The 23,142-nt window shown below is 65.2% G+C and carries 26 protein-coding genes; 14 read left to right on the plus strand and 12 right to left on the minus strand.

Annotation, left to right across the window (positions count from 1 at the left end; translation table 11 throughout):
- Positions 1-2 precede the first annotated feature (2 nt).
- The gene (locus LG047_RS10905) at positions 3-320 is read right to left on the minus strand and encodes a hypothetical protein (protein WP_227966665.1); all 318 of its coding nucleotides are present in this window, start codon (positions 318-320) and stop codon (positions 3-5) included.
- Between the two features lie 217 nt (positions 321-537).
- Between LG047_RS10905 and LG047_RS10910 the strand changes: the two genes are divergently transcribed.
- The 3 genes from LG047_RS10910 to LG047_RS10920 are packed head-to-tail and all read left to right on the plus strand — an operon-like array spanning position 538 to position 2,721.
- Complete coding sequence (locus LG047_RS10910; protein WP_227966666.1) at positions 538-2,031, plus strand: M23 family metallopeptidase; 1,494 nt, start codon at positions 538-540, stop codon at positions 2,029-2,031.
- Between the two features lie 44 nt (positions 2,032-2,075).
- Positions 2,076-2,321: an antitoxin gene (locus LG047_RS10915; protein ID WP_036284705.1), complete on the plus strand. Its 246-nt coding sequence runs from the start codon at positions 2,076-2,078 to the stop codon at positions 2,319-2,321.
- Between the two features lie 4 nt (positions 2,322-2,325).
- Complete coding sequence (locus LG047_RS10920) at positions 2,326-2,721, plus strand: PIN domain-containing protein (RefSeq protein WP_227966669.1); 396 nt, start codon at positions 2,326-2,328, stop codon at positions 2,719-2,721.
- 6 nt (positions 2,722-2,727) lie between these two features.
- Here the strand turns inward: LG047_RS10920 and LG047_RS10925 are convergent, their stop codons facing one another.
- The 7 genes from LG047_RS10925 to LG047_RS10955 all read right to left on the minus strand — a co-directional run bounded on the left by LG047_RS10925 (position 2,728) and on the right by LG047_RS10955 (position 9,882).
- A complete protein-coding gene (locus LG047_RS10925) occupies positions 2,728-4,299 on the minus strand; it encodes a hypothetical protein (protein ID WP_227966670.1) in 1,572 nt (523 codons plus the stop codon).
- Between the two features lie 208 nt (positions 4,300-4,507).
- Positions 4,508-5,639, minus strand: a protein-coding gene (gene prfB / locus LG047_RS10930) for a peptide chain release factor 2 (protein ID WP_144259671.1) whose coding sequence is annotated in 2 segments (ribosomal slippage) — positions 4,508-5,569 and positions 5,571-5,639 — 1,131 coding nt in all. Because the reading frame shifts where the segments join, the coding sequence is not laid out codon by codon here.
- A 101-nt stretch (positions 5,640-5,740) separates the two neighbouring features.
- Entirely contained in the window at positions 5,741-6,832 is a 1,092-nt protein-coding gene (locus tag LG047_RS10935; RefSeq protein WP_227966672.1) for a transporter, read from the minus strand.
- 311 nt (positions 6,833-7,143) lie between these two features.
- Complete coding sequence (locus LG047_RS10940) at positions 7,144-7,434, minus strand: hypothetical protein (protein WP_227966673.1); 291 nt, start codon at positions 7,432-7,434, stop codon at positions 7,144-7,146.
- A 26-nt stretch (positions 7,435-7,460) separates the two neighbouring features.
- A complete protein-coding gene (gene cobS, locus LG047_RS10945; protein WP_255679565.1) occupies positions 7,461-8,459 on the minus strand; it encodes a cobaltochelatase subunit CobS in 999 nt (332 codons plus the stop codon).
- A 37-nt stretch (positions 8,460-8,496) separates the two neighbouring features.
- Entirely contained in the window at positions 8,497-9,093 is a 597-nt protein-coding gene (locus LG047_RS10950) for a J domain-containing protein (protein ID WP_036284730.1), read from the minus strand.
- 297 nt (positions 9,094-9,390) lie between these two features.
- Positions 9,391-9,882 carry a hypothetical protein gene (locus tag LG047_RS10955; RefSeq protein WP_227966680.1) on the minus strand — a complete coding sequence of 164 codons (492 nt, stop codon included), beginning with the start codon at positions 9,880-9,882 and terminating at the stop codon, positions 9,391-9,393.
- A 430-nt stretch (positions 9,883-10,312) separates the two neighbouring features.
- On the opposite strand from LG047_RS10955, the gene LG047_RS10960 reads away from it, so the two are divergent.
- Entirely contained in the window at positions 10,313-10,609 is a 297-nt protein-coding gene (locus LG047_RS10960; protein ID WP_036288525.1) for a BolA family transcriptional regulator, read from the plus strand.
- 23 nt (positions 10,610-10,632) lie between these two features.
- On the opposite strand, the gene LG047_RS10965 is transcribed toward LG047_RS10960, so the two are convergent.
- The gene (locus LG047_RS10965; protein WP_227966682.1) at positions 10,633-10,872 is read right to left on the minus strand and encodes a hypothetical protein; all 240 of its coding nucleotides are present in this window, start codon (positions 10,870-10,872) and stop codon (positions 10,633-10,635) included.
- Positions 10,873-10,901: 29 nt separating this feature from the next.
- The gene (locus tag LG047_RS10970; protein ID WP_036288528.1) at positions 10,902-11,201 is read right to left on the minus strand and encodes a DUF6156 family protein; all 300 of its coding nucleotides are present in this window, start codon (positions 11,199-11,201) and stop codon (positions 10,902-10,904) included.
- Between the two features lie 168 nt (positions 11,202-11,369).
- Here LG047_RS10970 and LG047_RS10975 point away from each other — a divergent pair, with 168 nt between their 5' ends.
- From LG047_RS10975 to LG047_RS10990, 4 genes are all read left to right on the plus strand, one after another.
- Positions 11,370-11,834, plus strand: a complete 465-nt coding sequence (locus LG047_RS10975; protein ID WP_227966684.1) for a hypothetical protein — start codon at positions 11,370-11,372, stop codon at positions 11,832-11,834.
- A 96-nt stretch (positions 11,835-11,930) separates the two neighbouring features.
- On the plus strand, positions 11,931-13,097 hold the full coding sequence (locus LG047_RS10980) for a phosphoserine transaminase (protein ID WP_227966686.1): 1,167 nt from the start codon (positions 11,931-11,933) through the stop codon (positions 13,095-13,097).
- Positions 13,098-13,393: 296 nt separating this feature from the next.
- On the plus strand, positions 13,394-14,980 hold the full coding sequence (serA, locus tag LG047_RS10985) for a phosphoglycerate dehydrogenase (protein WP_227966688.1): 1,587 nt from the start codon (positions 13,394-13,396) through the stop codon (positions 14,978-14,980).
- 195 nt (positions 14,981-15,175) lie between these two features.
- Positions 15,176-15,793: a L,D-transpeptidase gene (locus LG047_RS10990; protein ID WP_227966690.1), complete on the plus strand. Its 618-nt coding sequence runs from the start codon at positions 15,176-15,178 to the stop codon at positions 15,791-15,793.
- 51 nt (positions 15,794-15,844) lie between these two features.
- Here the strand turns inward: LG047_RS10990 and LG047_RS10995 are convergent, their stop codons facing one another.
- On the minus strand, positions 15,845-16,219 hold the full coding sequence (locus LG047_RS10995; RefSeq protein ID WP_227966691.1) for a gamma-butyrobetaine hydroxylase-like domain-containing protein: 375 nt from the start codon (positions 16,217-16,219) through the stop codon (positions 15,845-15,847).
- Between the two features lie 159 nt (positions 16,220-16,378).
- Here LG047_RS10995 and LG047_RS11000 point away from each other — a divergent pair, with 159 nt between their 5' ends.
- The 6 genes from LG047_RS11000 (at position 16,379) to LG047_RS11025 (ending at position 21,776) form a co-directional block, all read left to right on the plus strand.
- Positions 16,379-16,873 carry a Gmad2 immunoglobulin-like domain-containing protein gene (locus tag LG047_RS11000; protein ID WP_227966692.1) on the plus strand — a complete coding sequence of 165 codons (495 nt, stop codon included), beginning with the start codon at positions 16,379-16,381 and terminating at the stop codon, positions 16,871-16,873.
- Positions 16,874-16,958: 85 nt separating this feature from the next.
- The gene (gene moaA / locus LG047_RS11005; RefSeq protein WP_227966693.1) at positions 16,959-17,999 is read left to right on the plus strand and encodes a GTP 3',8-cyclase MoaA; all 1,041 of its coding nucleotides are present in this window, start codon (positions 16,959-16,961) and stop codon (positions 17,997-17,999) included.
- Between the two features lie 4 nt (positions 18,000-18,003).
- Entirely contained in the window at positions 18,004-18,879 is an 876-nt protein-coding gene (locus LG047_RS11010) for an NAD(P)-dependent oxidoreductase (RefSeq protein WP_227966694.1), read from the plus strand.
- A gap of 161 nt (positions 18,880-19,040) precedes the next feature.
- Positions 19,041-19,355, plus strand: a complete 315-nt coding sequence (locus LG047_RS11015) for a hypothetical protein (RefSeq protein ID WP_227966695.1) — start codon at positions 19,041-19,043, stop codon at positions 19,353-19,355.
- A 184-nt stretch (positions 19,356-19,539) separates the two neighbouring features.
- Positions 19,540-21,225 (plus strand): lysine--tRNA ligase, encoded by a 1,686-nt coding sequence (locus tag LG047_RS11020; protein WP_227966696.1) that lies wholly within the window; start codon positions 19,540-19,542, stop codon positions 21,223-21,225.
- Positions 21,225-21,776, plus strand: coding sequence for an alpha/beta hydrolase (locus tag LG047_RS11025; RefSeq protein ID WP_036284755.1), 552 nt, complete (start codon positions 21,225-21,227; stop codon positions 21,774-21,776). Before LG047_RS11020 ends, LG047_RS11025 begins: the two co-directional genes overlap by 1 nt.
- Here LG047_RS11025 and LG047_RS11030 read toward each other — a convergent pair.
- Complete coding sequence (locus tag LG047_RS11030; RefSeq protein WP_227966700.1) at positions 21,773-23,071, minus strand: TadE/TadG family type IV pilus assembly protein; 1,299 nt, start codon at positions 23,069-23,071, stop codon at positions 21,773-21,775. The genes LG047_RS11025 and LG047_RS11030 overlap by 4 nt on opposite strands.
- Positions 23,072-23,142: the final 71 nt, after the last annotated feature.

A 23,142-nucleotide genomic window follows, 5' to 3' on the forward strand; every position in this document is an offset into this window, starting at 1 on the left:
CCCTAGCGGCGCCAATAGCGCGGCGTCGTCTCCTGCTTGTGGCTGAGGACGATGAGAAGCGCGCCCAGTCCGCCGAAAGCGACGCTGATCGGAAGCAAAAGCAGCGTCGTGAAGACCGGATCCCAGAGAAGGGCGGATTTTTCCGAAACCCCGCTCTGCAGCCCCTGATAGAGCGCGGGAAAGAATTCGGAGGCCCCCTTGTTCAGGGTTGTCACCAGCAGCCGGCCGCCGGCGATCGATCGTGTGCCGTCGACGATGAGGGCGATGAAGCCCCCCGCGAGCAGCAACAGGCCGATGAATCGGGTCAGGAGTCGCAGCATGGGGCGAATCATAAGAGCGCCGGAGCCGCATGTCCACGCGCCGTTTGCGCGGACGCGCGCCCGCAAAAGCCCGTTACGCCGCGAGCTTGGCAGTTTCGGGAAGCATTAACCTTAATGGAGTTTGATTGCATTCGGGCCATGTGGCGCGCCGCCGGAATCGCGGACGGCGTCCGCCGGTCCGAGTGACCGGGGCGCGTCCGCCCCGCCGGGATCGAATATGCGCAATCGTGATCAGTCCTATCGCCTCGTCGAAACGTCCGGCGATTATGTGGTGGAGGTCTCGCGGGGCCATCGCAGCCGCCGCTTCGAGATTTCGCGCGCCGCTGTCGTCATGGCCGCCCTTGCGGTCGGCCTCGTTGCGACGGCGACGGTCGGCGCGGCCGGCTATCTGATATTTCGCGACGATCTGCTCGCCGGTCTGATCGACCGCCAGACGCAGATGCAATACGCCTATGAGGACCGCATCGCCGCCATGCGGCTGCGTCTCGACCAGCTCGCGAGCCGCCAGTTCATCGATCAGGACGGAGTCGAGGGCAAGGTGCAGAGCCTCGTGCTGCGCCAGGCGCAGCTCGAAACGCGCGCCGCCGTCGTCGCCCAGCTCGTCGAGCGCACGATTTCGCCTGACGGCGGCGTGACGATGATCTCCCCCGCCGCAAGGGCGGAGACGCTGGCGCCGGCTGTAAATCGGGCCGCCCCGGTCGCCAGGGCCGCAGGCGCCGCCCTGCCGGCGACCGGCCCCGCCGCCGCGGCAAAGGCGCCGAAAAGTGCGCTCGACGAGAATGCGGTGGGCGGATCGGGCAAGCCGGAGCCGGAAGGGCTCGACCTGCGCCTCGGCCGCGAGCTCGAGGGCAAGCCACTGCCGCTGGCCCCGCCCGAAGCCGCGCCGAACCGCGGCGAACTGACGCCGATCGACACCTCGCTCGCGCCCCGCGCCGTCGCGCCGACGACCTCGCTCGCCCATGCCGCCGACCCGGACGCGCCCATGACGGCGCGACTCGAGAGTCTCGCCATGTCGCTCGACCGGATCGAGCGCGATCAGGCGCGCCGCCTCTCCGGCATCGTGCGTCCGGCGCTGGAGGCGGCGACGAGGCTGCGCCGGGCGTTCGACATCGCCGGTCTGCCGGTCGAGCGCTACGTCGCCAAGGCGAGGCGAAAGGATGCGCCCGGCGCGGTGGGCGGCCCCTTCGTCGCGGCCGATCCGAGGATGCCCGGCGGTCTCTTCGAGCGCGATCTCGCCGCCGCCCAGAGCGCCGTCGCGACGCTCGACGGCCTGCGCCGCGCGCTGCCGACGACGCCGCTGCGCAAGCCGCTCGCCGGCGAATTGCAAATGACCTCAACCTTCGGCTATCGAACCGACCCTTTCCTCGGCCGTCCGGCGCTGCACAGCGGCGTCGACCTGCGCGATGAGTATGGAACGCCGGTGCGGGCCACGGCGGCCGGCGTGGTGAGCGTGGCGGGCCCCCAGGGCGGATATGGAAATATGGTCGAGATCGACCACGGCGGCGGATTGTCCACGCGCTACGCGCATCTCTCGGCGATTTCCGTTGCGCCCGGCCAGCAGGTCCCGCCCGGCGGTCTCGTGGGCCGCGTCGGCTCCACGGGCCGCTCGACCGGCCCGCATCTCCACTATGAGGTGCGCATGGATGGCGAGGCGGTCGATCCCTCGCGCTTCCTGAAAGCGGCCTCGGCGCTGGGCGGCGTCCTCCAGTAAATACAGGTATTGACATTGCGCGCGCCGGATGGGACCATTCCCTGATGGCGACGACCAAAATCTTCAAATCCGGCAACAGCCTCGCGGTTCGGCTGCCGCGCGAAATCGCCTTCGCGGAGGGCGCGGAGGTCATCGTCACCCGTCAGGGCGAGAGCCTCGTCGTCAGCCCCGCGCGCCTCGACATGCCGGCGCTCGTGGCGCGGCTCGGCGCCGCTCCCGCGCCCGCCGCCGTCGAGCGGCCGGAGTTCAGGCCGCCCCGGCGCGACTGGGGCGGCGGGGCTCAGGAATAGGCGGGTGGCGCGCTATCTGCTCGATGCGTCCGTCGCCATCGCCGCCGCCTCGGGCGCGCCCGCGACGCTCGACAGACTGTCGCGGCTTTCGATCGGCGAGGTCGCTATTTCGGCGGTCGCCTACGCCGAATTGCTCGCCGGAGTCGCCGCCGCCGGCAAGGACGGCCGGCTCGCCGAGAACATCGCCCTCATCGCCGGCAATATCGACATATTGCCCTTCGACCGCGCGGCGGCGGAAATCTACGGAAGATTGCTGCGAGGGATCGAACCCAAACGCCGCCGCACGCTCGACCGCATGGTCGCGGCGCAGGCGCTCGCCCTCGGCCTTACGCTCGTGACGCGCGACGCCGGGCATTTCGACGACGTGCCGGACCTCCGGCTCGAGGTCTGGCCCGGCTGAGACGGGCTATTTGTTGTCGAGGAAGGGATAGCCCGGCCAGCACAGCCGCTGCTCGACAGCGAGCCGCACGCCCGTGTCGCGCACGAACCAGCCCGGCGCCTTCTCGATATGGGCGAGATAGTTCGAGATCGGGAAGCCGGGCGTGACCTTTTCCGTCGCCGTCAGCAGGTTGCAGTCGTTGATGGCGTAGGCCGGGTCGGAAAGGCCGCGCCGGATCTCGAAAAGGCCCGTGAAGGCCGAAAGCGCAATTAGCGTAAAGGTCAGGGCGCCGAGCGCCTTGCCGCGGTCCATGATCGGCTGCGCCGCGCCGCTGAAGCCGAAGCCGAGGATGAACCAGGGCGCGAGCGCGCAGCGCATCGTCATGTCATTGTCCGAGACGGTCACGCCGATCCGGTAGAAGGGCATGACGATCAGCAGGGCGATCGCGATTGCGACGGCCGTTCTCGCCCAGCCGGCGACATCCGGCCAGCGCGATAGCAGAATCCACGCCTGCGGCAGGCCGAAGACGAGCAGCAACAGATACCAGCCCCAGAAATCGGGCCGCAGGAACATCCATTCCCGCGTCACGCGGCCGGCGTCGAGGCTGAGGTAATAGGCCAGCGGCAGCAGGCACAGCGCGGCCGCCAGAGCGAGCGCATTCCGCCTGCTGACGAGTTCCGGCGACAGGCTGCGGATGACGCGCCACGCCAGGAACGGAAGCGCGCCGATCATCGCGAGCGGCGACCAGAACAGCAGGACGATGAAGGCGAGACCCAGGAACGCAATATCGATCTCGCGCCGGATTTCGAGGAACAGCAGCACCGCGAAGAGCCAGGCCGCAAGCGCGTGATTGGGCGCCCAGAAGAAGGACGGAATTTGGCCCCAGTAGAAGACGAGCCTGTTCCAGAACATCAGATGCGGGCTGAGAACGAAGGCGCCCGTCCTGAAATAGTCGATGACGCTTTCGGCGAGATGGGGGACGACGTCCACGGGACTGAAGAGCAGCAGCAGGACGATCAAGCGCCGCCTCGCGCCGCCGGCGAGCTCCGCGGAGAGATAGAGGATCGTCCCGAGCAGAAAGGCGTTCTGGACCAGCAGGGCGAAATGGGCGGCGCGCAGGCCGAAGGACCAGCCGACGGCCGCTGGCGACATATACATGCCCAGCGGCGCGCGCATGAGGAAGTCGGCGCCCTGATAATGATAGAAGACCGGATATTTGTTCGCCACGAGATCCGACAGGACCGCGTCGCGCACGAACCAGTCATAGGGGCTGAAGAAAAGGTGAGCCTCGCCGCTGACGAGGCAAAGGGCGAGGGCGAGCAGGAGGCAGCCGCCGAGGCTCGTCCAGTCGATCCGCGCCGAAAGCAGGGCGCCGGGCGCCCAGCTGAAACTCAACAGAAAAACGAGAAGACCCGCCGCAAGGAGCAGGATGATCGCCGGGATCGGCTCCAGATGCGCGGCGAAAATCGCCAGCGGCAGGACGACGGCAAGGAGCGCGATCGAGACAAGATGCGCATTGACGATGCGCAAGCCGCGCAGGGCGGCGAATGAGGGCGCGAGGGCGACCCCGCGCGCAAATGAAATATGCTCCTCGGTCATCGCGCCACCCTGAAAACCGGCGGGGGAGCGCCTGTCGCGACATCCGCGCCCGCGCAGCCCTCGATCCCCGCATAATGTCGAGGTCAAGTTGATGACGGGATGCTAGGGGCGAAAAATTGCGATTGTCTTGACCGCGGCCATTCGCGCGGTCGATTGTCGACTTTCAAGGGGAGGATTTCGAGAAAAGGGGCGACGCGCGCCCCTCGTCTCAGTCGACGTCCTCGACCTTCTCTGGCCCGCCGCCATAGATGCGCTGGGCGAGAGACGCCTGCATGAAGTCGTCGAGCTCGCCGTCCAGCACCTCGGACGGCGTCCCGGAGGTGACGCCGGTGCGCAGGTCCTTCACGAGCTGATAGGGCTGCAGGACGTAGGAGCGAATCTGGTGGCCCCAGCCGATGTCGGTCTTGCTGGCGGCGGCCTTGTTGGCCTCGGCCTCGCGCTTTTCGAGTTCGAGCTCGTAGAGACGCGCGCGCAGCATGTTCCATGCGGTGGCGCGGTTCTTGTGCTGCGAACGCTCGGCCTGACAGGCGACGACGATGCCGGTCGGGATATGGGTGATACGGATGGCGGAGTCCGTCGTATTGACGTGCTGGCCGCCCGCGCCCGACGATCTATACGTGTCTATACGGCAGTCCGACTCATTGATGTTCACTTCAATGCGGTCGTCGACCACCGGATAGACCCAGACCGAGGCGAAGCTCGTATGGCGGCGGGCGTTGGAGTCGAAAGGCGAGATGCGCACGAGGCGATGCACGCCGGATTCGGTCTTGGCCCAGCCATGGGCGTTGTGGCCCTTCACCAGCAGCGTGCCGGACTTGATGCCCGCCTCCTCGCCGGCCGTCTCCTCGATCACCTCGACCTTGAACTTCTTGCGCTCGGCCCAGCGGGCGTACATGCGGAACAGCATGCGCGCCCAGTCCTGGCTCTCGGTGCCGCCGGCGCCGGAATGGATCTCGATGAAGGTGTCGTTGCCATCGGCCTCGCCCGAGAACAGCGCCTCGATCTGGCGGCGCTGGGCGTCTTTCAGCACGGCCTTGAGCGCCTCGACGCCTTCCTTCTCGGTGTCCTCGTCGCCGGCTTCCTCGCCGAGTTCGACGAGCGTCAGCGCGTCCTCGAGGTCGCGTGACAGCTTGTCGATCGCGCCCATCTGCTCCTCGAGCTGGGTGCGCTCGCGCATCAGCTTCTGCGCTTCGTCGGGATCGTTCCAGAAATTGGGGTCTTCGGCCTTGACGTTCAGTTCGGCGAGACGGCGTTGCGCGGTCTCGACGTCAAAGATGCCTCCTCAGCAGTCCCATGGACTGCTCGATCTGTTCTTTCAGCGCAAGCGGCTCGGCGCGCATTTGTCTTTGTCTTTCGGTGGAATGAGGGAGCGACGCTCCCTCTTCAGGATTCGGCGCGGAAATTAGGCGCGTCGCCGCGCCATGTAAAGCGGCGGCCGCGCCTAAAGATTGGTGTCCGCCGGCCGGGAAGGGCCCGACGCGCCGGGGCGCGGCCTATCCTCCTCGGCCTCCCGCGGATTGGTCAGCCCCCATCGCCGCATCAGGATCAGCACTGCTCCCGCGGCGAGAACGCACAGGATGGTCGCATAGACCGTGCCTTCCTCGCTTTCGGAAAAGGGGAGGTTCTTCAGGTTCATGCCAAAGAAGCCGGTGACGAATGTCGCCGGAAGCAGAAGGGTCGTGACGACCGTCAGCACATAAAGGCGGTCGTTGGTCTCCAGATTGAGCAGCGCGTTCAGCTCGTCCTGCAGCAGACGCGCGCGTTCCTGCAGGCTCAGCATTTCGCGCGCGAGCGCCTCCGTGTGCTGAACCAGCCGCGCCGCCGTTTCCCGCAGATCATTGTCCGTCCGCTCCTCGGGGTCTTCCTCGATCGTCTCCAGCCGCGCCAGCGTGGAGGCGAGGCCGCCGACCTGACGCGCGAGGCGCACGGCGTCGCGCCGGGCCGCGCCGAGCTTCGGGCGCGCTTCGCGGCCGCGCCCGTCGATGAGCAGATCCTCGACGCGATCGAAGGCGAGGCCGACGTCATTGGTCATGCGGACGAGTTCGTCGATCAAAAAATCGGTCATCAGTTCGAACAGCGCGAAGGGCGTGTCGACGCGGGCTCCGCGGCCGAGTGCGTTTCGCGTCGTCTCGACGCTGCTCATCGGGCGCCGCCGCGCCGAGATGAAAAAGCCGTCGCCGATGGCGAAGCGGAGATAGTCCGTGCGCGAGGCGGGACCGGCCAGCGTCCGCTCGTGATCGAGCAGCGCGCCGCTCACGAGCCCGTCCGAATATTCGAGATATTGATGGTCGACCGGGTCGCACAGCGCGGCGCGCGCGGTTTCGGTGAGCGCCCCGATGCGGGCGATGACCGGACGGGCGCGGACATCGGCGAGATCCATGTGCAGCCAGAGGAAGCCCTCGCCCGGCTGGCCGAGCCGGGCGAGATCGGCCGCGCCGCCCGGCGCGGCCTCGCCCTGCGCGTCGAAGCGCATCACCCACAGGCAGCCGGGGATGTCAGGGTGAAGGGCGTCCCTGAGGTGGTCGATGGTCAACTGTCTGCTCGCGTGCATCGCCTCAAGGGCGCGCGAAATCATGACAGTTGGATGACGCGGCGCAACGCTTCGCCCGGCTGCCCTTTGTCGCCGTGCGGGCCTCGTCGAGGCGGCGGGCGGCGAGGTCCGCGGCTTGCAGCGGGCCCTGGACGGAGGCCAGGGGGGCGCGTGCGAGACGGCCCGCGGAGCCGGTTCTCCGCCTGCGCGTTGCGAAAAACCAGAACCCGGTTTTTCGCCGGAAGCGCGCTTTGAACTTTCAGAACCGATCACGTCGTCTGCAATCTTGCGATTCCGCCTGAACGCGACGTGATCTATGCGTCGGAAACGCCGACCTTCTGCTCGAGACGTCGCACGCGCGCCTCGAGATCGCTGATGAGCATGCCGTGGCCGAGCACGGCGGAGTGATACTCGACCACCGCCCGGCGCAGGCCGACGATCTGTTCGCGCGTCGCCCTGTGCTCGGCGTCGTTCTTCGCCTGCATCGCCACTAAGTCCGAGGCGACATCCGCGCGCAGGGAATGGATCTGCGACTGCGTGTCGGCGACATCGTCCCGTAACTGACGAAGCAACTGGAGAACGAGACTTTCCGGTTCATCGGCCATGATCGAAGCCTACAGTGTGCGCCGCCTCAGGTCATCACCACATTCACCGCGCTCTCGGGCAACTCCTTCCCGAAGCAGCGCTGGTAGAACTCCGCGACCAGCGGACGCTCCAGCTCGTCGCATTTATTGAGGAAGGTGAGCCGGAAGGCGAAGCCGACGTCGCCGAAGATTTCCGCGTTCTCGGCCCAGGTGATGACCGTGCGCGGGCTCATCACCGTCGAGAGGTCGCCGGCCATGAAGGCGTTACGGGTCAGGTCGGCGACGCGCACCATCTTGTTGGCCGCGTCGCGGCCTTCCTTCGTCGCGCCGTAGGACTTCACCTTGGAGATGACGATATTGGTCTCGGCGTCGTGCGGCAGATAGTTCAGCGTCGTCACGATCGACCAGCGGTCCATCTGCGCCTGGTTGATCTGCTGCACGCCGTGATAAAGGCCCGAGGTGTCGCCGAGGCCGACCGTGTTGGCGGTGGCGAAGAGGCGGAAGGCCGGATGCGGGCGGATGACGCGATTCTGGTCGAGCAGCGTGAGGCGGCCCGAGACCTCGAGCACGCGCTGGATGACGAACATCACGTCCGGGCGGCCGGCGTCATATTCGTCGAAGCAGAGCGCGACATTGTGCTGCACGGCCCAGGGCAGGATGCCGTCGCGGAATTCCGTGACCTGCTTTCCTTCCTTGAGCACGATCGCGTCCTTGCCGACGAGGTCGATGCGGGAGATGTGGCTGTCGAGATTGACGCGCACGAAGGGCCAGTTGAGCCGCGCTGCCACCTGCTCGATATGCGTGGACTTGCCGGTGCCGTGATAGCCCGTGACCATGACGCGGCGGTTCTTCGCGAAGCCCGCGAGAATGGCGAGGGTCGTCTGGCGATCGAAAAGATAGTCGGGGTCGACGTCCGGCACATGCTCGTTGCGCTCGGAAAAGGCCGGGACTTCGAGATCCGAGTCGATCCCGAAGACCTGACGCGCCGAGACTTTCATATCCGGCAGGCCTTCCAGGCCCGAGCCGCCGTTTGCTGCATCGACCAAAACTCGTCCTCCAATTCGGGGGCTCAATCGCGCCCGATCAGACGAGTCGGGCGGCCCTCAGCGTCTTATAGGCGTGGATGATCTCCCGCAATTTTTCCTCACGGGATCGATCTCCGCCATTGGCGTCGGGGTGGTGGCGTTTGACGAGCTCCTTATAGCGCGTCCTGATCAGCTCCGCACCCGCCGTCTCATCGAGATCGAGCGCGGCGAGCGCCCGCATGGTCACCGGCGAATAGCGCGGCTCGCGCTTTGGCGCCGGCTGGCCATGGAAGCGGTTGCGAAAGAGGCCGAGCGGGTCCTCCGTCGGCCTGCCCTCCTCCCGGAAGCCCGATTGTCCCCGCCGCGCGCCCATCGACCAGGTCGGACGGTGCCCGACTGTCGCGTCCTTCATGTATCGCGCGACGTCGGCGTCGTTCATCCCATTGAAATAATTGTAGGTCGCGTTGTATTCGCGGACGTGGTCGAGACAGAAGCAGAAATACTGGCCCTCGCGCAGCCGGCCCATGGGCGCGCGGTAAGACCCCTCCGCCTCACAGCCGGGCGAGGCGCAACGGATCGTCGACTCGCGGCGCGGCTCCTCGCGCGGCTCGCGCTTTGTCCTTATGCGATCGAAGAGGGGCGAGTTCAGGTTCATGGGGTTCCATTATGATGCGGCGGGCGCCGGCCGCAAGCATTGACAGCGCCGAATTTTTCATGCGTCCAATCTTGCAAGTCGGGCGCCTCGGGCGCAGCCGCCCGACATTCGTAGAAAAACAATCATGGCGGATCAGGGTAAATTAACCGCCGCCAAAATGGATATTCCTGATTTCACGAGATAATCGGCTCAATCGCCATTTGGTCAAAGGCAAGCAGGAAGAAGGCGCCCCTTCGTGCTGAAGGGGGCGGATCGCCCCCTCCCTCACATCAATAATTCTTGCGTTTGATCAGAGCCTTACCACCTGCACTCGACATATTCTCCAGTGACGGTCACCCATACGTTGCTGTTCGTGCCGCCCGGGCCTCGGTCATATACGAACAGACCTTTTGGATCTCTGAAAACGAGAGGAACTTCCTCGAAGCCTTGTGTTATCGTCGAAGGATACGGCAATACGAAAGGAAATTGCGTCTTCGAGGCGCTCGTCTGATCCCCGTCGTTCAGAACGACCACATGGCCGTCGCTCCCGCCCCCGATTCTGTTGTTGTTCGCGGCGGTAACGTTCCACACCACGATGCATTTGCGATACTTGCCGGGAACCAGAGGTCCATTTGCGTCACCGCAAGCAGGCCAGTTCCCCCAAAGACCGGTCGGCGGCGAACTGGTTCCGTTGTTCGGGAACTGACATGTTTTCTGGAATGTGTCGTGACCTTTGAAATCACGAGAATCAGCCAGAGCAGGGCCCGCGAAAACACTCGCCGCAAAGATAGTAAGCGCCAAACGTTTCATATGCTTACTCCATTTATTGCCCCCCGTCGGACACACATTCGCCCGGGTTCCACTCCGTTGCGAATTAGATGTCCGACCCCCGTGCAAGATTACATAAATAATGTAAACAAATCCATGATCAAAGGCAATTAACGCGCAGCCCCCTCAAGATATCATCTCGACCAGCCTGTTTCGACGCCTCCCCGGCCGCCTTGAGGGGTCTTTGGCTCCAACGAAAACCGATTGTGGGTCGGGCCGCCTTTGCGGGGTCGAAACGACGGGCGGATTTTGCAATGGTAGTGTTAAGCGCCGTTTCGAAGAAGCCGATGTTTCTCCATGAGAGCGAGAGAGAGCCGGAGGAGGGAATAAGCTTTCTCTTCGTCTCCGCACGCATCTCGCGGCAGGGGCGGTCGAAGGGGTAGGCGCCGAATTAAATCGAGGACTTGGTGAAATGACAAAGGATCAGGGTAAAGGCGTCGTCAAGGCCAGCATCACCAGCAAGCTGATCGAAGCGCTGGCGCCGGTTTCTTTGAACGTTATCGACGAATCACACCACCATGCCGGCCACGGCCACCCCGGCGACAAGCGGCACGGCAACGAAAGCCACTTCAGGGTGGAGGTGGTGAGCGCAGCCTTCGAGGGCAAGAGCCGGGTGCAGCGGCACCGGATGGTGAACGAGCTGCTGGCGCAGGAGATCGCCGAAGGCGTGCATGCGCTGGCGATCAGCGCGAAGGCGCCGGGGGAGTAGCCCTCCAGCGAAAGGGCGTCTCGCTACCCGAAAATCTCCACCTCCTCCCCCTTCTCCAGCCGGTCGATGATGGCCCGGCAGGCGGGAGTCAGTTTCTTCTTGTTGCGGGCGAGGCAGGCCTGCATGGGGGCGCCGTAGCCGACTCCCTCGCAATAGGCCTTGCCGTCCGAACCGCAGTCGCTGATCACCTGCCGGAGCGGAACCGCCGCGGCGGGCGCAGCTGCGAAAAGCAGAAAGAGACAGGCCGGGGCGAAAATTCTCATGGGACCGCCTTGTTGAAGCTGGATTGCGCTCAGGAACGTATGGGCGCGCCCGTCTCGTCGCAATCCACCTCCGTCACTTCGTCGCCCATCTCGATCCGCGCATGGGCGAGCGTGCCGTCGTCGCGATAGGCATAGGCGTGCGCGAGCTCGACCTCGCCATAGACGAGCTTTTCGCAGGTCGCGAGCCGTCCCGCCGGATCGTAGGTCGCACGGAAGAAAGTGTTGCGGTTCCCCAGCTCGGCGGCCTCCAGCGGCCGCACCAGCTTCAGCGGCAGGCGAACGCCGCTGTAGGTGAGAAAATAACGGTAATCCCGTCCGGCGTCGGACATCGGGCGATCCTCCTTCTCTTTATCGACGCCGGCCGAAGAAAAAATCGCGCCAGCCCCGAAGCTCCCGGCCCCCGGCGGCATGGCGCTTGCGACCCGGGGCGCGGCGGCCCGGCGGCGGGCCGAAATTGTCGCAATAGCGACACCCCCATTGTTCAAGGAGCGCGACATATGAGACTTGCGGAAAGTTATGCATCTGCGAGCGCCGAGGAGATCGGGAAGGCGCTCGCCGGCGGAAGGCTGGTCCTCTATTCCACCGGCCGGCCGCCGACGGCCGATCACGCCGTGACGCGCAGCGCCGCGCTCGCCGAATATGTCTTCGCGAGCCCGGCCTTCGACGCCGCCGGGGCGCCGCAATTCGGCGAGAACCCCGTCGCCGTCAAATCCGTCGGAACGCCCGGCTGGGCGCGGGCCTTCGCGGCCGATGGCGCGGTCGTCGCGGATTTTTCGGTCGGCCCCGGCGCGACGGAGATCAAGCTCGACGGAATTTCCGCGACCCCGGGCTTTCCGCTCAAGGTCGAATCCCTGAAGATCGCCCTTCCGGCGGAAAATGTGACCTGGGAAAAGACCGCGTTCGGCCATGTCTATGTGACGAGTTCCGAGGACCGATACCGGAAATTGTCCGTGCGTGGCTGAAACGACGGGGCGTCGGCGCGTCTTGACGATTATGTGACGAGCGCTTAGCGCGGGGTCTCACTCGCGCATCGCGCGATTCATCAGGACAACGCGCCCATGGCCATCGCCAAACCCGCCGCGAAGCCGGCGAACCCCCGCTTTTCCTCCGGCCCCTGCGCCAAGCGTCCCGGCTGGGCGTTCGAGAATCTCGCCGGAGCGGCGCTCGGCCGTTCGCACCGCTCGAAGGCGGGCAAGGAGAAGCTCGCGCAGGCGATCGATCTCACCCGCGAGGTGCTGCGCGTGCCGGCGGATTACCGCATCGGCATTGTTCCGGCCTCCGACACCGGCGCCGTCGAAATGGCGTTGTGGTCGCTGCTCGGCCCGCGCGGCGTCGACGTGGCCGCCTGGGAGAGCTTTTCGGCTGACTGGGTGACGGACGTCATCAAGCAGTTGAAGTTGCCGAACGCGCGCAGCTTCACCGCGCCCTTCGGCGAATTGCCGGATCTCTCGCAGATCGATTTCGACAATGATTTCGTCTTCGCCTGGAACGGGACGACAGCCGGCGTGCGCGTGCCCGATGCGGATTTCATCCCCGCCGACCGCAAGGGCCTGACGATCTGCGACGCGACTTCCGCGGCCTTCGCCCAGCCGCTCGATTTCCCCAAGCTGGATGTCACGACCTACAGCTGGCAGAAAGTTATGGGCGGCGAGGCCGCGCATGGCGTGCTGATCCTCTCGCCGCGCGCCGTCGAGCGGCTCGAGAGCCACACGCCGGCGTGGCCCATGCCGAAGATTTTCAGATTGACGAAGAAGGGCAGGATCAACGAGGGGATTTTCCAGGGCGAGACGATCAACACGCCCTCGCTCCTCGCGGTCGAGGACTATCTCGATGCGCTGAAATGGGGAAAGTCGATCGGCGGGCTTCCCGCCCTGATGGCGCGCTGCGACGCGAGCGCTTCCGTCATCGCCGATTGGGTCGCGAAAACGCCCTGGATCGATTTTCTCGCGAAAGACCCGGCGACCCGCTCCAACACCGGCGTCTGCCTCGTGTTTTCGGACGAGAGCGTCGCGAAGACGCCGGAAGCGCGCGCCGATCTCGCAAGGACGATGGTCGCCATGATCGAGAAGGAAGGCGCCGGGTACGATTTTGGCGCCTATCGCGACGCGCCTCCCGGCTTTCGCATCTGGTGCGGCGCGACAGTGGAGGCGAGCGACGTCGCGGCGCTCCTGCCATGGCTGGAATGGGCTTACGCCGAGGCGTCGGGGCTGGCGAAGGCGGCGTAATCGGCCGCTGACTATCCTTCAGCGCGGGGCCGCAACCTCTCGCCTTCTCATTGTCGCGGCGGATTTACCGCCGGATGCGAGCAATATCGGTCCCGCCGTCGATCTTGCCGCCAATCTTGCTCTTCTTTTCGGCGATGGAGCGCCTTCGGAGCGCCCTTCGCGTCGCAAACAGAACCATCGATATCGGCTATTGTCGCGAATCGGCTGCGCCGCTTCGGGATGTCCGACAATGAGAACCGGCGCGCGCTTAAAGGCCTGGCCGAGCCGCCCGATCTTGCGCTTTTCAAAGGATGAATATGCCGCCTCGCGTCCTCATCTCCGACTCCCTCTCCCCCGCCGCCGTGCAGATTTTCCGCATGCGCGGACTCGACGTCGATTTCGAACCCACGCTGGGCAAGGACAGGGACAGGCTGGCCGCGGTCATCGGGGATTATGACGGGCTCGCCATACGCTCCGCGACGAAGGTGACGGCGGAGATTATCGCCAGGGCGGGCCGCCTCAAGGTGATTGGCCGCGCGGGCATCGGCGTCGACAATGTCGATATCCCCGCGGCGACGGCGCGGGGCGTGATCGTCATGAACACGCCCTTTGGCAATTCGGTCACTACCGCGGAACACGCCATTGCGCTGATGTTCGCCCTCGCGCGCGAAATACCCGCCGCCGACGCCTCCACTCAGGCCGGCAAATGGGAGAAGAACCGCTTCATGGGCGTCGAGATCACCGGCAAGACCCTGGGCGTGATCGGCTGCGGCAATGTCGGCGCCAATGTCGCGGAGCGCGCGCTGGGCCTCAAGATGCGCGTCATCGCCTTCGACCCCTTCCTGACCGAGGAGCGCGCGCAGGCGCTCGGCGTCGAGAAGGTGGAACTCGATGATCTCCTCGCCCGCGCGGATTTCATCACCATCCACACGCCGCTCACCGCACAGACGAAGAATATCCTTTCGGCGGAGGCGCTGGCGAAGACCCGCAAGGGCGTGCGCGTCATCAATTGTGCGCGCGGCGGGCTTCTCGACGAAGCCGCGTTGCGCAAGGCGCTCGACGACGGCCATGTCGCCGGCGCGGCGCTCGATGTCTTCGCGACCGAGCCGGCGATGGAGAACCCGCTCTTCGGCCATGCCAATGTCGTCTGCACGCCCCATCTCGGCGCCTCGACGACCGAGGCGCAGGAGAAGGTCGCGCTGCAGATCGCCGAGCAGATGTCGGACTATCTGACGCGCGGCGCGATCACCAACGCCGTCAATTTCCCCTCGATCAGCGCGGAGGAGGCGCCGCGTCTGAAGCCCTTCGCGGCTTTGGCCGAAAAACTCGGCCTTTTCGCCGGCCAGATCGCGCGTTCGGGCGTCGAGAATCTATCGATCGTTTTCGAGGGCGCCATCGCGCATCAGAAGACCCGGGCGATTTCCGCGGCCGCGCTTTCCGGCCTCCTCAAGCCTATTCTCGAGGATGTGAATCCGGTTTCGGCGCCGGTCATTGCGAGGGAGCGGGGCGTCGCGGTGGAGGAAATCACCCGCGACGCGCAGAGCGACTACGAATCGCTGCTCACTGTCAGCGCGAAGACGGCGCAGGGCGAGATCCGCGTTTCCGGAACCGTCTTTCACGACGGCAAGCCGCGAATCGCGCGGATCGGCGACATCGGGATCGACGCCGAATTCGCGCCCTCCATGATCTACACGGAGAATGAGGACAGGCCCGGCTTCATCGGCCGTTTCGCCGGCCTGCTCGGCGAGGCGAAGGTCAATATCGCGACTTTCGCGCTGGGGCGCGACATGCCCGGCGGGTGCGCCGTTGCGCTGGTCGCGATCGACGGCGAGTTGCCGGAGGACGTGCTCGCGGCCATTCGCGATCTGCCCGGCGTCAAGCAGGCGCTTACGCTCAGGTTCTAGTTTTCGTTCGAATGTGAACTGTTGCACGCCTGCAACTGTCGCAATGTAAATCGGCGTCAGACCTGCGTCTTGCCTGCTTGGCGCTTGCGAAGCCTTAACGCCTGCGGGACTAATCGTCGCAGATGTAGCGTCCGTTCGCCGTTTTCAGCGGCGCGCGGCTGATCTCTCCTCTCCGACTGCGAACAAGGGAACAACATGCGGCGGCTCGTCCTTGCATTGATCTGCTTTTTCGGCGCCACCGGCGCCCTCTCTGCGCAAACGCTCGCGCGCAACACCGCGCAGCCGGCCTATGAAACCGACCCGCTGTCGGCGCTTTTCGGCGGCGCGCCCGCGGCTGCGCCCCAGACGCAGGACGGCCGCCCGCAGGCCGTCGCCATTCCGCGCGAGGTCGTTTCCTTCGACGCCAAATATGCGCCCGGCACGGTGGTCATCTCCACCAATGAGCGCCGGCTCTATTACGTGCTCGGCGACGGTCAGGCGATCCGCTACGGCGTCGGCGTCGGCCGTCCGGGCTTCGAATGGTCGGGCACGCGCTTCATTTCCAGCAAGCGCGAATGGCCGGACTGGACCCCGCCCGCGCAAATGCTCAAGCGCCGTCCCGACCTGCCGCGCCATATGGAAGGGGGCCTCAACAATCCGCTCGGCGCGCGCGCCATGTATCTCTCGGGCACGCTCTACCGCATCCACGGCTCCAACGAGCCGGAGACGATCGGCCAGGCCGTGTCCTCGGGGTGCATCCGCATGACGAATGACGACGTGGTCGATCTCTACAATCGCGTGAAGGTCGGCACCCGCGTGGTGGTGACGCGGTAAGTTCTCCGCGACATAAAAGAATTTAACGGCCGGCCCCTGCGCCGGCCGTTTTCATTTCTCCCCCGGCCGGTCGCGGTCGAGTCCCTTGGCCTTCAGCTCCTCCAGATAGGCGACGAAACTCTGCTCCGCCGTCTCTCCGAGCTTTCGCAGATAACGCCAGGTGTAGATGCCGGTGCGGTGCATGTCGTCGAAATCGAGCCGCACCGCGTAATTGCCCACCGGGGCGACCGTCATGATGGCGACATTGCGTTTGCCGCCCACGGTCTTCTGGTCGGCGGGCGAATGGCCCTGCACCTCGGCGCTGGGGCTTCTCACCCGCAGCAATTCCGCGCTCAATGTGAAGGCTTCGCCGTCGTCGAAAGCGACGCGCAAGGCGCGGCCGTCGTCGAGGAGGCGAATTTCGGTGGGCCATGGTTCTGCTGTCAATCGTCGCTCCTGAAGGCTTCGACGCTACTCCTGCGCCGGCGCCGACATATATGAGAAGCCGTCGCGAGGCCAAGCGCCGCTGACCCCGGCGCGACGGATCGGGAATGATCCGCCTTCGGGGCGATTTTTGTCAAAAGCCTATTACGGAGGTTTTTCAAAATGATCGTCAATGAAATCCAGCAACCGCGTCCCTTCGATCTCGTGGGAAATCCGGTTCTCATCGGCGGCGTCGGAACAGGCTTCGAGGCGACGCTCCAATATCGCGTTCACGACGGCCACGACGAGCGCGCCGGTTTCTTCAACCTCGGCGGCGGGACGGGCGAGCATGGACAATTCCAGCTATCCGTCGATCTCACGGGCGCGGCCTTCCAGCTCGACCGCCTGTTCGTGGAGATCTACGAGGAGAGCGCCAACGACGGCTCCGAGATCAACAAGGTCATCGTGCCGGTCATTTATGGTCCGCGCATCGTTCCCAGCTACATCGGCTACCGGCTTCATCGGGTGAAGCGCGGCGACACGCTGGCGGCGATCGCGCGCGACAATTACGGCGACGCCAGCCGCTTCAACGATATTGCGCGGGCCAATCCCGATATCATCAGCGATCCGAACCGCATTTTCGTCGGGCAGCTATTGAAAGTGCCGATCGGCGCATAGAAAACACGCGGGCTTCCCGCGACTTGCTTCCGGCAATATATGTCACGGCGGGATGGATACCGCCCGCCGTCGAGGGAAGCGCCGCATGAACGCCCATTCGCAACCGCCCGCAGCCGCCGCAGAGCCCGCGCCGCTGATCGATCCTTTCGGCCGGGCGATCTCCTATGTGCGCGTCTCGGTCACGGATCGTTGCGACTTCCGCTGCGTCTATTGCATGTCCGAGCACATGACCTTCCTGCCCCGGCGCGATCTGCTGACGCTGGAGGAGCTGGACCGGCTCTGCTCGGCTTTCATCGCGCGCGGCACGAAGCGGCTGCGCATCACCGGCGGCGAGCCTCTGGTGCGTCACGACGTCATGACGCTGTTTCGCGCGCTCTCGCGTCATCTCGCCTCCGGCGCGCTGGAGGAGTTGACGCTCACGACCAACGGATCGCAACTCGCCCGCTTCGCCTCGGAACTCGTCGATTGCGGCGTGAAGCGCGTGAATGTCTCGCTCGACACGCTCGATCCCGGCCGTTTCCGCGCCCTTACCCGGACCGGCGACCACGCGCGGGTGATGGCGGGCGTGGACGCGGCCCTTGCGGCCGGGCTCAGGGTGAAGCTCAACGCCGTGGCGCTGAAGGGCGTCAACGAGGATGAATTCGTCCCCCTCGTGCGCTTCGCCAATGAGCGCGGCATGGACATGACCTTCATCGAGGTGATGCCGCTCGGCGAACTTGAGGGGCCGGACCGCATCGACCAGTATCTGCCGATGCGCGAGGTGCGCGACCGTCTGGCCGAGACCTTCACCTTGACTGAAACCGATTACCGCACGGGTGGGCCCGCGCGCTACATGCGCGTCTCCGAGACCGGCGGGCGCGTCGGCTTCATCACGCCGCTCACGCATAATTTCTGCGAGAGCTGCAATCGCGTGCGCGTCACCTGCACCGGCACGCTCTACATGTGCCTCGGGCAGGAGGACGCCGCCGATCTGCGCGCCCCGCTGCGCGAAAGCGCCGACGATGCGCCGCTCGTCGCGGCGATAGAGGCGGCCATCGCGCGCAAGCCCAAGGGTCACGACTTCGTCATCGACCGCGCGACGCAGGGCCCCGCCGTCTCGCGCCACATGAGCATGACGGGCGGCTGATTACATGACCGACGCGAAGACCGTCGCCTTCATCGGGCTCGGCGTCATGGGCGGCCCCATGGCCCGCCATTTGGCGCGGCGCGGCCATCATGTGATCGCCTTCAACCGGACGCAGGAGAAGGCGCGTCTCTTTGCGCAGCAACAGGCGGCGGAATGGGCGGCCACGCCGCGCGAAGCCGCCGCCGGCGCCGATTTCGTCTTCTCATGCGTCGGCAATGACGACGATCTGCGCGCCGTCACGCTCGGACCGGACGGCGCCTTCGCGGGCATGAAGATCGGCGCTGTCTTCGTCGACCACACCACGGCTTCCGCCCATGTCGCGCGGGAGCTCCACGCCGAGGCCGCGGCCCTCGGGCTGGGCTTTGTCGACGCGCCGGTTTCGGGCGGGCAGGCGGGCGCCGAGAATGGCGCCCTCACGGTCATGTGCGGCGCCGAGCCCGATATTTATGCCAGGGCCGAGCCGGTCATCGCCGCCTACGCCCGCGCCTGCCGGCTCATGGGGCCGCCAGGCGCTGGCCAGCTCACCAAGATGGTGAATCAGATCGCTGTCGCCGGGCTGATCCAGAGCCTCTCGGAGGCGCTGCATTTCGCGAAGACGTCGGGTCTCGACGCGGAAAATGTGATCGACCTGCTGAAAGGTGGCGCGGCGCAGTCGTGGCAGATGGAGAACCGCGCCAAGACAATGCTCGCGGGCGAATTCGACTTCGGTTTCGCGGTCGAGTGGATGCGCAAGGATCTCTCCATCTGTCTTGCGGAGGCCCGCCGCAGTGGCGCGCGCCTGCCGGTCGCGGCGCTCGTCGACCAGTTCTACGCCGAGGTCGAGGCCATGGGCGGCAGGCGCTGGGACACGTCGAGTCTCATTGCGCGACTGGAACGATGAGGCGCAATTAAGGCGGCGCGAAAATTTTTTTGCCTCGCGATGCAACCTTCGCACGAGTGCGGCGTTATCCCCCCAACAAAAAGAGGAACACCCAAGGCTGCGCATCGTTCGAGTAGCGCGACGAGGGACAAGACCTTTGTCACCCTATGGGAGGGGAATTCATGGCCGTTACGCGTGAAAGCATGATCGCAAGCCGCACGTCGAAGGTGATCCTCGGCTTCACGGTCGCCGTTGGTCTGTGCGCCGCCGTCGCGGCGGCCCCCACTGCGCCGGCCGAGCCGAAGGGACAATCCGCCGCCGTCAAGGCCGCGGTGAGCCTCAATGACGATGGGCTGCGCCCGCTCGCGCGTGGACCGGCGATCCAGGTTGGACGCGCCTTTGGCGCAGAGGACGAAGATTGCACGCTGATCATCAGGCCAAGCACTGATGAGAAGGGCCGCGTCCGTTACATGCGCAGCGTGTCCTGCGCCAACTGACGTAAACGCGCAGCGTCCACTGATCGCGTGGTCGAAGGCCTACTGAAGGCGAAGGCCGTTCGGGAAGAACGCCTCCGCCTTTTCTTTTTGCGTCTCTCTCACGCCCGGGCGGCGTTGACGCCTTCCGCGTCGATACCTACTGTGCCGCGCTTCCCCAACACATGAATGGTCGCGCCTCAAGCACATGTCCGCTCCTCTCCTTTTGTCGCCCGAACTCATCGACGCCGCCCGCGTCTCTCCCGCCTGGCCGTTCGAGGAGGCGAGAAAGCTCGTCAAAAGGATCGAGGCCAGCGGCCAGAAATCCGTGCTCTTCGAGACCGGCTACGGCCCCTCCGGCCTGCCGCATATCGGCACATTCGGCGAGGTGGCGCGCACCAGCATGGTGCGACGCGCCTTCGAGGTTCTGACCGAAGGCAAGATCGCGACGCGGCTCATCGCCTTCTCGGACGACATGGACGGGCTGCGCAAGGTGCCCGACAACATCCCCAACAAGGAGCTGGTCGCGGCGCATCTCGGCAAGCCGCTGACCCGGGTGCCGGACCCCTTCGGCACGCATGACAGTTTCGGCGCTCACAACAACGCCCGGCTGCGCGCCTTTCTCGACGCCTTCGGCTTCGATTACGAATTCGCGTCCTCGACGGAATATTACAAAAGCGGCCGTTTCGACGCGGCGCTGAAGCACATGCTCGCGCGCTACGACGCGGTGATGAAGATCATGCTGCCGAGCTTCCGCGAGGAGCGCGCGGCGACCTATTCGCCCTTCCTGCCCATCCACCCCGGGACCGGGATCGTCATGCAGGTGGCGCTTGACGGCTATGACGCCGAGGCCGGCACGATCGACTGGACCGACCCCGACACGGGCGAGAAATTCACCACGCCCGTCACCGGCGGCCATTGCAAGCTGCAATGGAAGCCGGATTGGGCGATGCGCTGGTATGCGCTCGGCGTCGATTATGAAATGGCCGGCAAGGATCTCATCGATTCGGTGAAGCTCTCGGGCGCCATCGTCCGCGCGCTCGGCGGCCGCGCGCCGGAGGGCTTCAACTATGAACTCTTCCTCGACGAGAAGGGCCAGAAGATCTCCAAGTCCAAGGGCAACGGACTGACGATCGAGGAATGGCTGACCTACGCCAGTCCCGAGAGCCTCGCGCAATTCATGTTCCAGAAGCCGACGGCGGCGAAGCGTCTCTATTTCGACGTCATCCCCCGCGCGGTGGACGATTATCTGACCTTCCTCGACGCCTACCCCCGGCAGGACTGGAAGAATCGTCTCGGCAATCCCGTCTGGCACATCCACGCCGGCAATCCGCCGGAGGCGGAGACGCTGGTTCACGCCGGCGAGGCCAAGGGGACGAGCGTCTCCTTCTCCATGCTGCTCAATCTCGCGGCCGTGGCGAACGCCGAAGACCCGGCGGTGCTCTGGGGCTTCCTGCGCCGCTATGCGCCGGGCGCCAGCCCCGAAAACCACCCGCGGCTCGACAGGCTCGTCGGCTATGCGGTCGCCTATTTCCGCGATTTCGTGAAGCCGGCGAAGACCTATCGCGCCGCCGACGAAGTCGAGCGCCAGGTTTTGCAGAAGATCGACGCGACCCTCGGCGCGCTGCCGGAAGGCGCGAGCGCCGAAGACATCCAGACCGCGCTCTACGACGTCGCCCGCGCCGTGCCGCGCTATCAGGATTTCGCCGCCAAGGGCGCGACGCCCGAGCGGCCGGGCGTCTCCAACGACTTTTTCAACATGCTCTACGAGGTGCTGCTCGGCGAGAAGAAGGGGCCGCGCTTCGGCTCCTTCATCGCGCTTTATGGCCTTGCGAATTCCCGTAAGCTGATCGCGGACGCGCTCGCCGGCGCCTTCCTCGCCCCCGCCGCCTGATGCGCGCCGCCGACGCCGACATACTGATCGTTCCGGGCCTGTCGAACTCCGGCCCGGACCATTGGCAAAGCCGCTGGGAGAAGAAGCTTTCCACGGCGCGTCGCGTCGTCCAGCGCGACTGGGACAGGCCCGAGCGTTCGGAATGGGCGCAGACGATCGTTCGTGAGGTTCTCGCAAGCGCGAAGCCCGTCGTCATCGTCGCCCATTCGCTGGGGGTGATTGCTGCGCTCCATGCTGCGCAGCATTTGCGCGACAAGATCGCCGGCGCCTTTCTGGTCGCCCCGCCGTCCGAGGAGGTGATCCGCGAACTGCCGGCGGTCGACGCGGATTTCCTGCCCGTTCCCCGCGCGCGCCTGCCCTTCCCGGCGGTGGTGGTCGGCAGCAGCGACGACCCTTACGCCGACCCGCTCTTCGCCCGCCGTCTCGCCGACGATATTGGCGCGAAATTCATCGACGCGGGCGCGGCCGGGCACATCAACGCAGACAGCGGCCGCGGCCCCTGGCCCGAGGGCTCCCTCGCCTTCGCGCATTTCATCGCGAAACTGTCTTAGTGCGTCAGCGACAGGTTCACTGTCTTCGAAACCATAGTCTGGACCGCCCTGTCGATCTCCTGCGGCGACTCGGCGTGGAAGTAGTAGTCCGGCGCCGATGCGCAATCGGTCATGCTTTTGGTCATCGCCGGCCCCATATCGCCCCGGACGGCGTCGAAGGTTGGATTATAGACGCCGTCGGGAATGAGATACTCCGTCTCCAGGGTCATCATCGTATAGCCCTTGGCTTTGATGGCGCTGCAGTTCGCCGCATCGGGGGCCTGGACGTAATGCAGCCCCCACGCAAAATAGGAGGGGTTCCCAACGACGAAGTTCGGCTCGACCCATTGCCTCGCGAAAGGCGGCGCAACGCCGTCGGCGTAGAAGAAAAGGCTCGAATCCTCGACAGCGTCGGTGGCGAGCAACACGAATCCGCGCGGCTGACTGGCCGTCAATCCGTTGCCCGCGCTGGCAAGCAGATTGTTCAACTGGTTCAGCGAATAATGAACGTTGGTTCCCCCCTGCCCGTTCTCGTTGGTCAGGTCGATGGACTGGGTCGCCGAGATTGCTCCCGCGATGTTGGTGGAGAGCGGAAACACCGTCTTGAGACTATTGCTGAAGCTGTGGATGGCGACCCGCGTCGATCCATCATTGGGGATTTTCGCAAGGGCGTCCATGACCGCCTTTCGCACGACGTCGATGCGCAGCGTGGCGCCAATTGCGCGGACAGCCGCCAGATTGTCTGTGGCGGGGTCGGCAGCTTCGGCGTGATGACAGGCGACAGCGCAGCCGACCGAATTTTGCATCGCCTGCTGATCTGCTTTGGTCGCGCCAATGCCCATCGAGGCGGATACGTCGATGACGAAGTGAATGTCCCTGTATTGCGCCGCGCTCATCGTCGCTGAAGCCGACCCCTTGAGGTTGATCGTGTTCAGGCCCGCAATCCTCAGAAAATGGGTCGGCGCATTCGCGGCGTAATTGAGGCTTCCCGAGAGCACGCCGCCGGACAGGCTGAGGTTGATCGTCGCGCCCGTTCCTGCCACTCCTCCGATTTTGCTGGCGTTATTCGTAAAAACCTTGCCGCCCTGCTTCTCGGCGAAGCTCTGCCAATCCGGCTTGCCTTGTTTCAATTGCTCGCGCGCCTCTTTGAGCGCTGTAAGCACCCCCGCGTCGGCAGCCTGATTGAGCGCTGATTTCTGCCTCGAGATCTGGCTGAAGTCGACCGCCCCTCCGGCCATCAAGGCCAGAGGCATGAGCGCGAGGCCGAAAAAAATCGCAACGCCGCCGCGCCTGTTTTGGAGAAATGAGCGACGCATTACGATCCTTCCCGCGCCAGAGCAGAGACAGCTTCAGCTTTGGCATTCATGGTTTAAATAAATCCTACTTT

The sequence above is a fragment of the Methylocystis sp. WRRC1 genome (assembly GCF_020733155.1).
Classification (GTDB): domain Bacteria; phylum Pseudomonadota; class Alphaproteobacteria; order Rhizobiales; family Beijerinckiaceae; genus Methylocystis.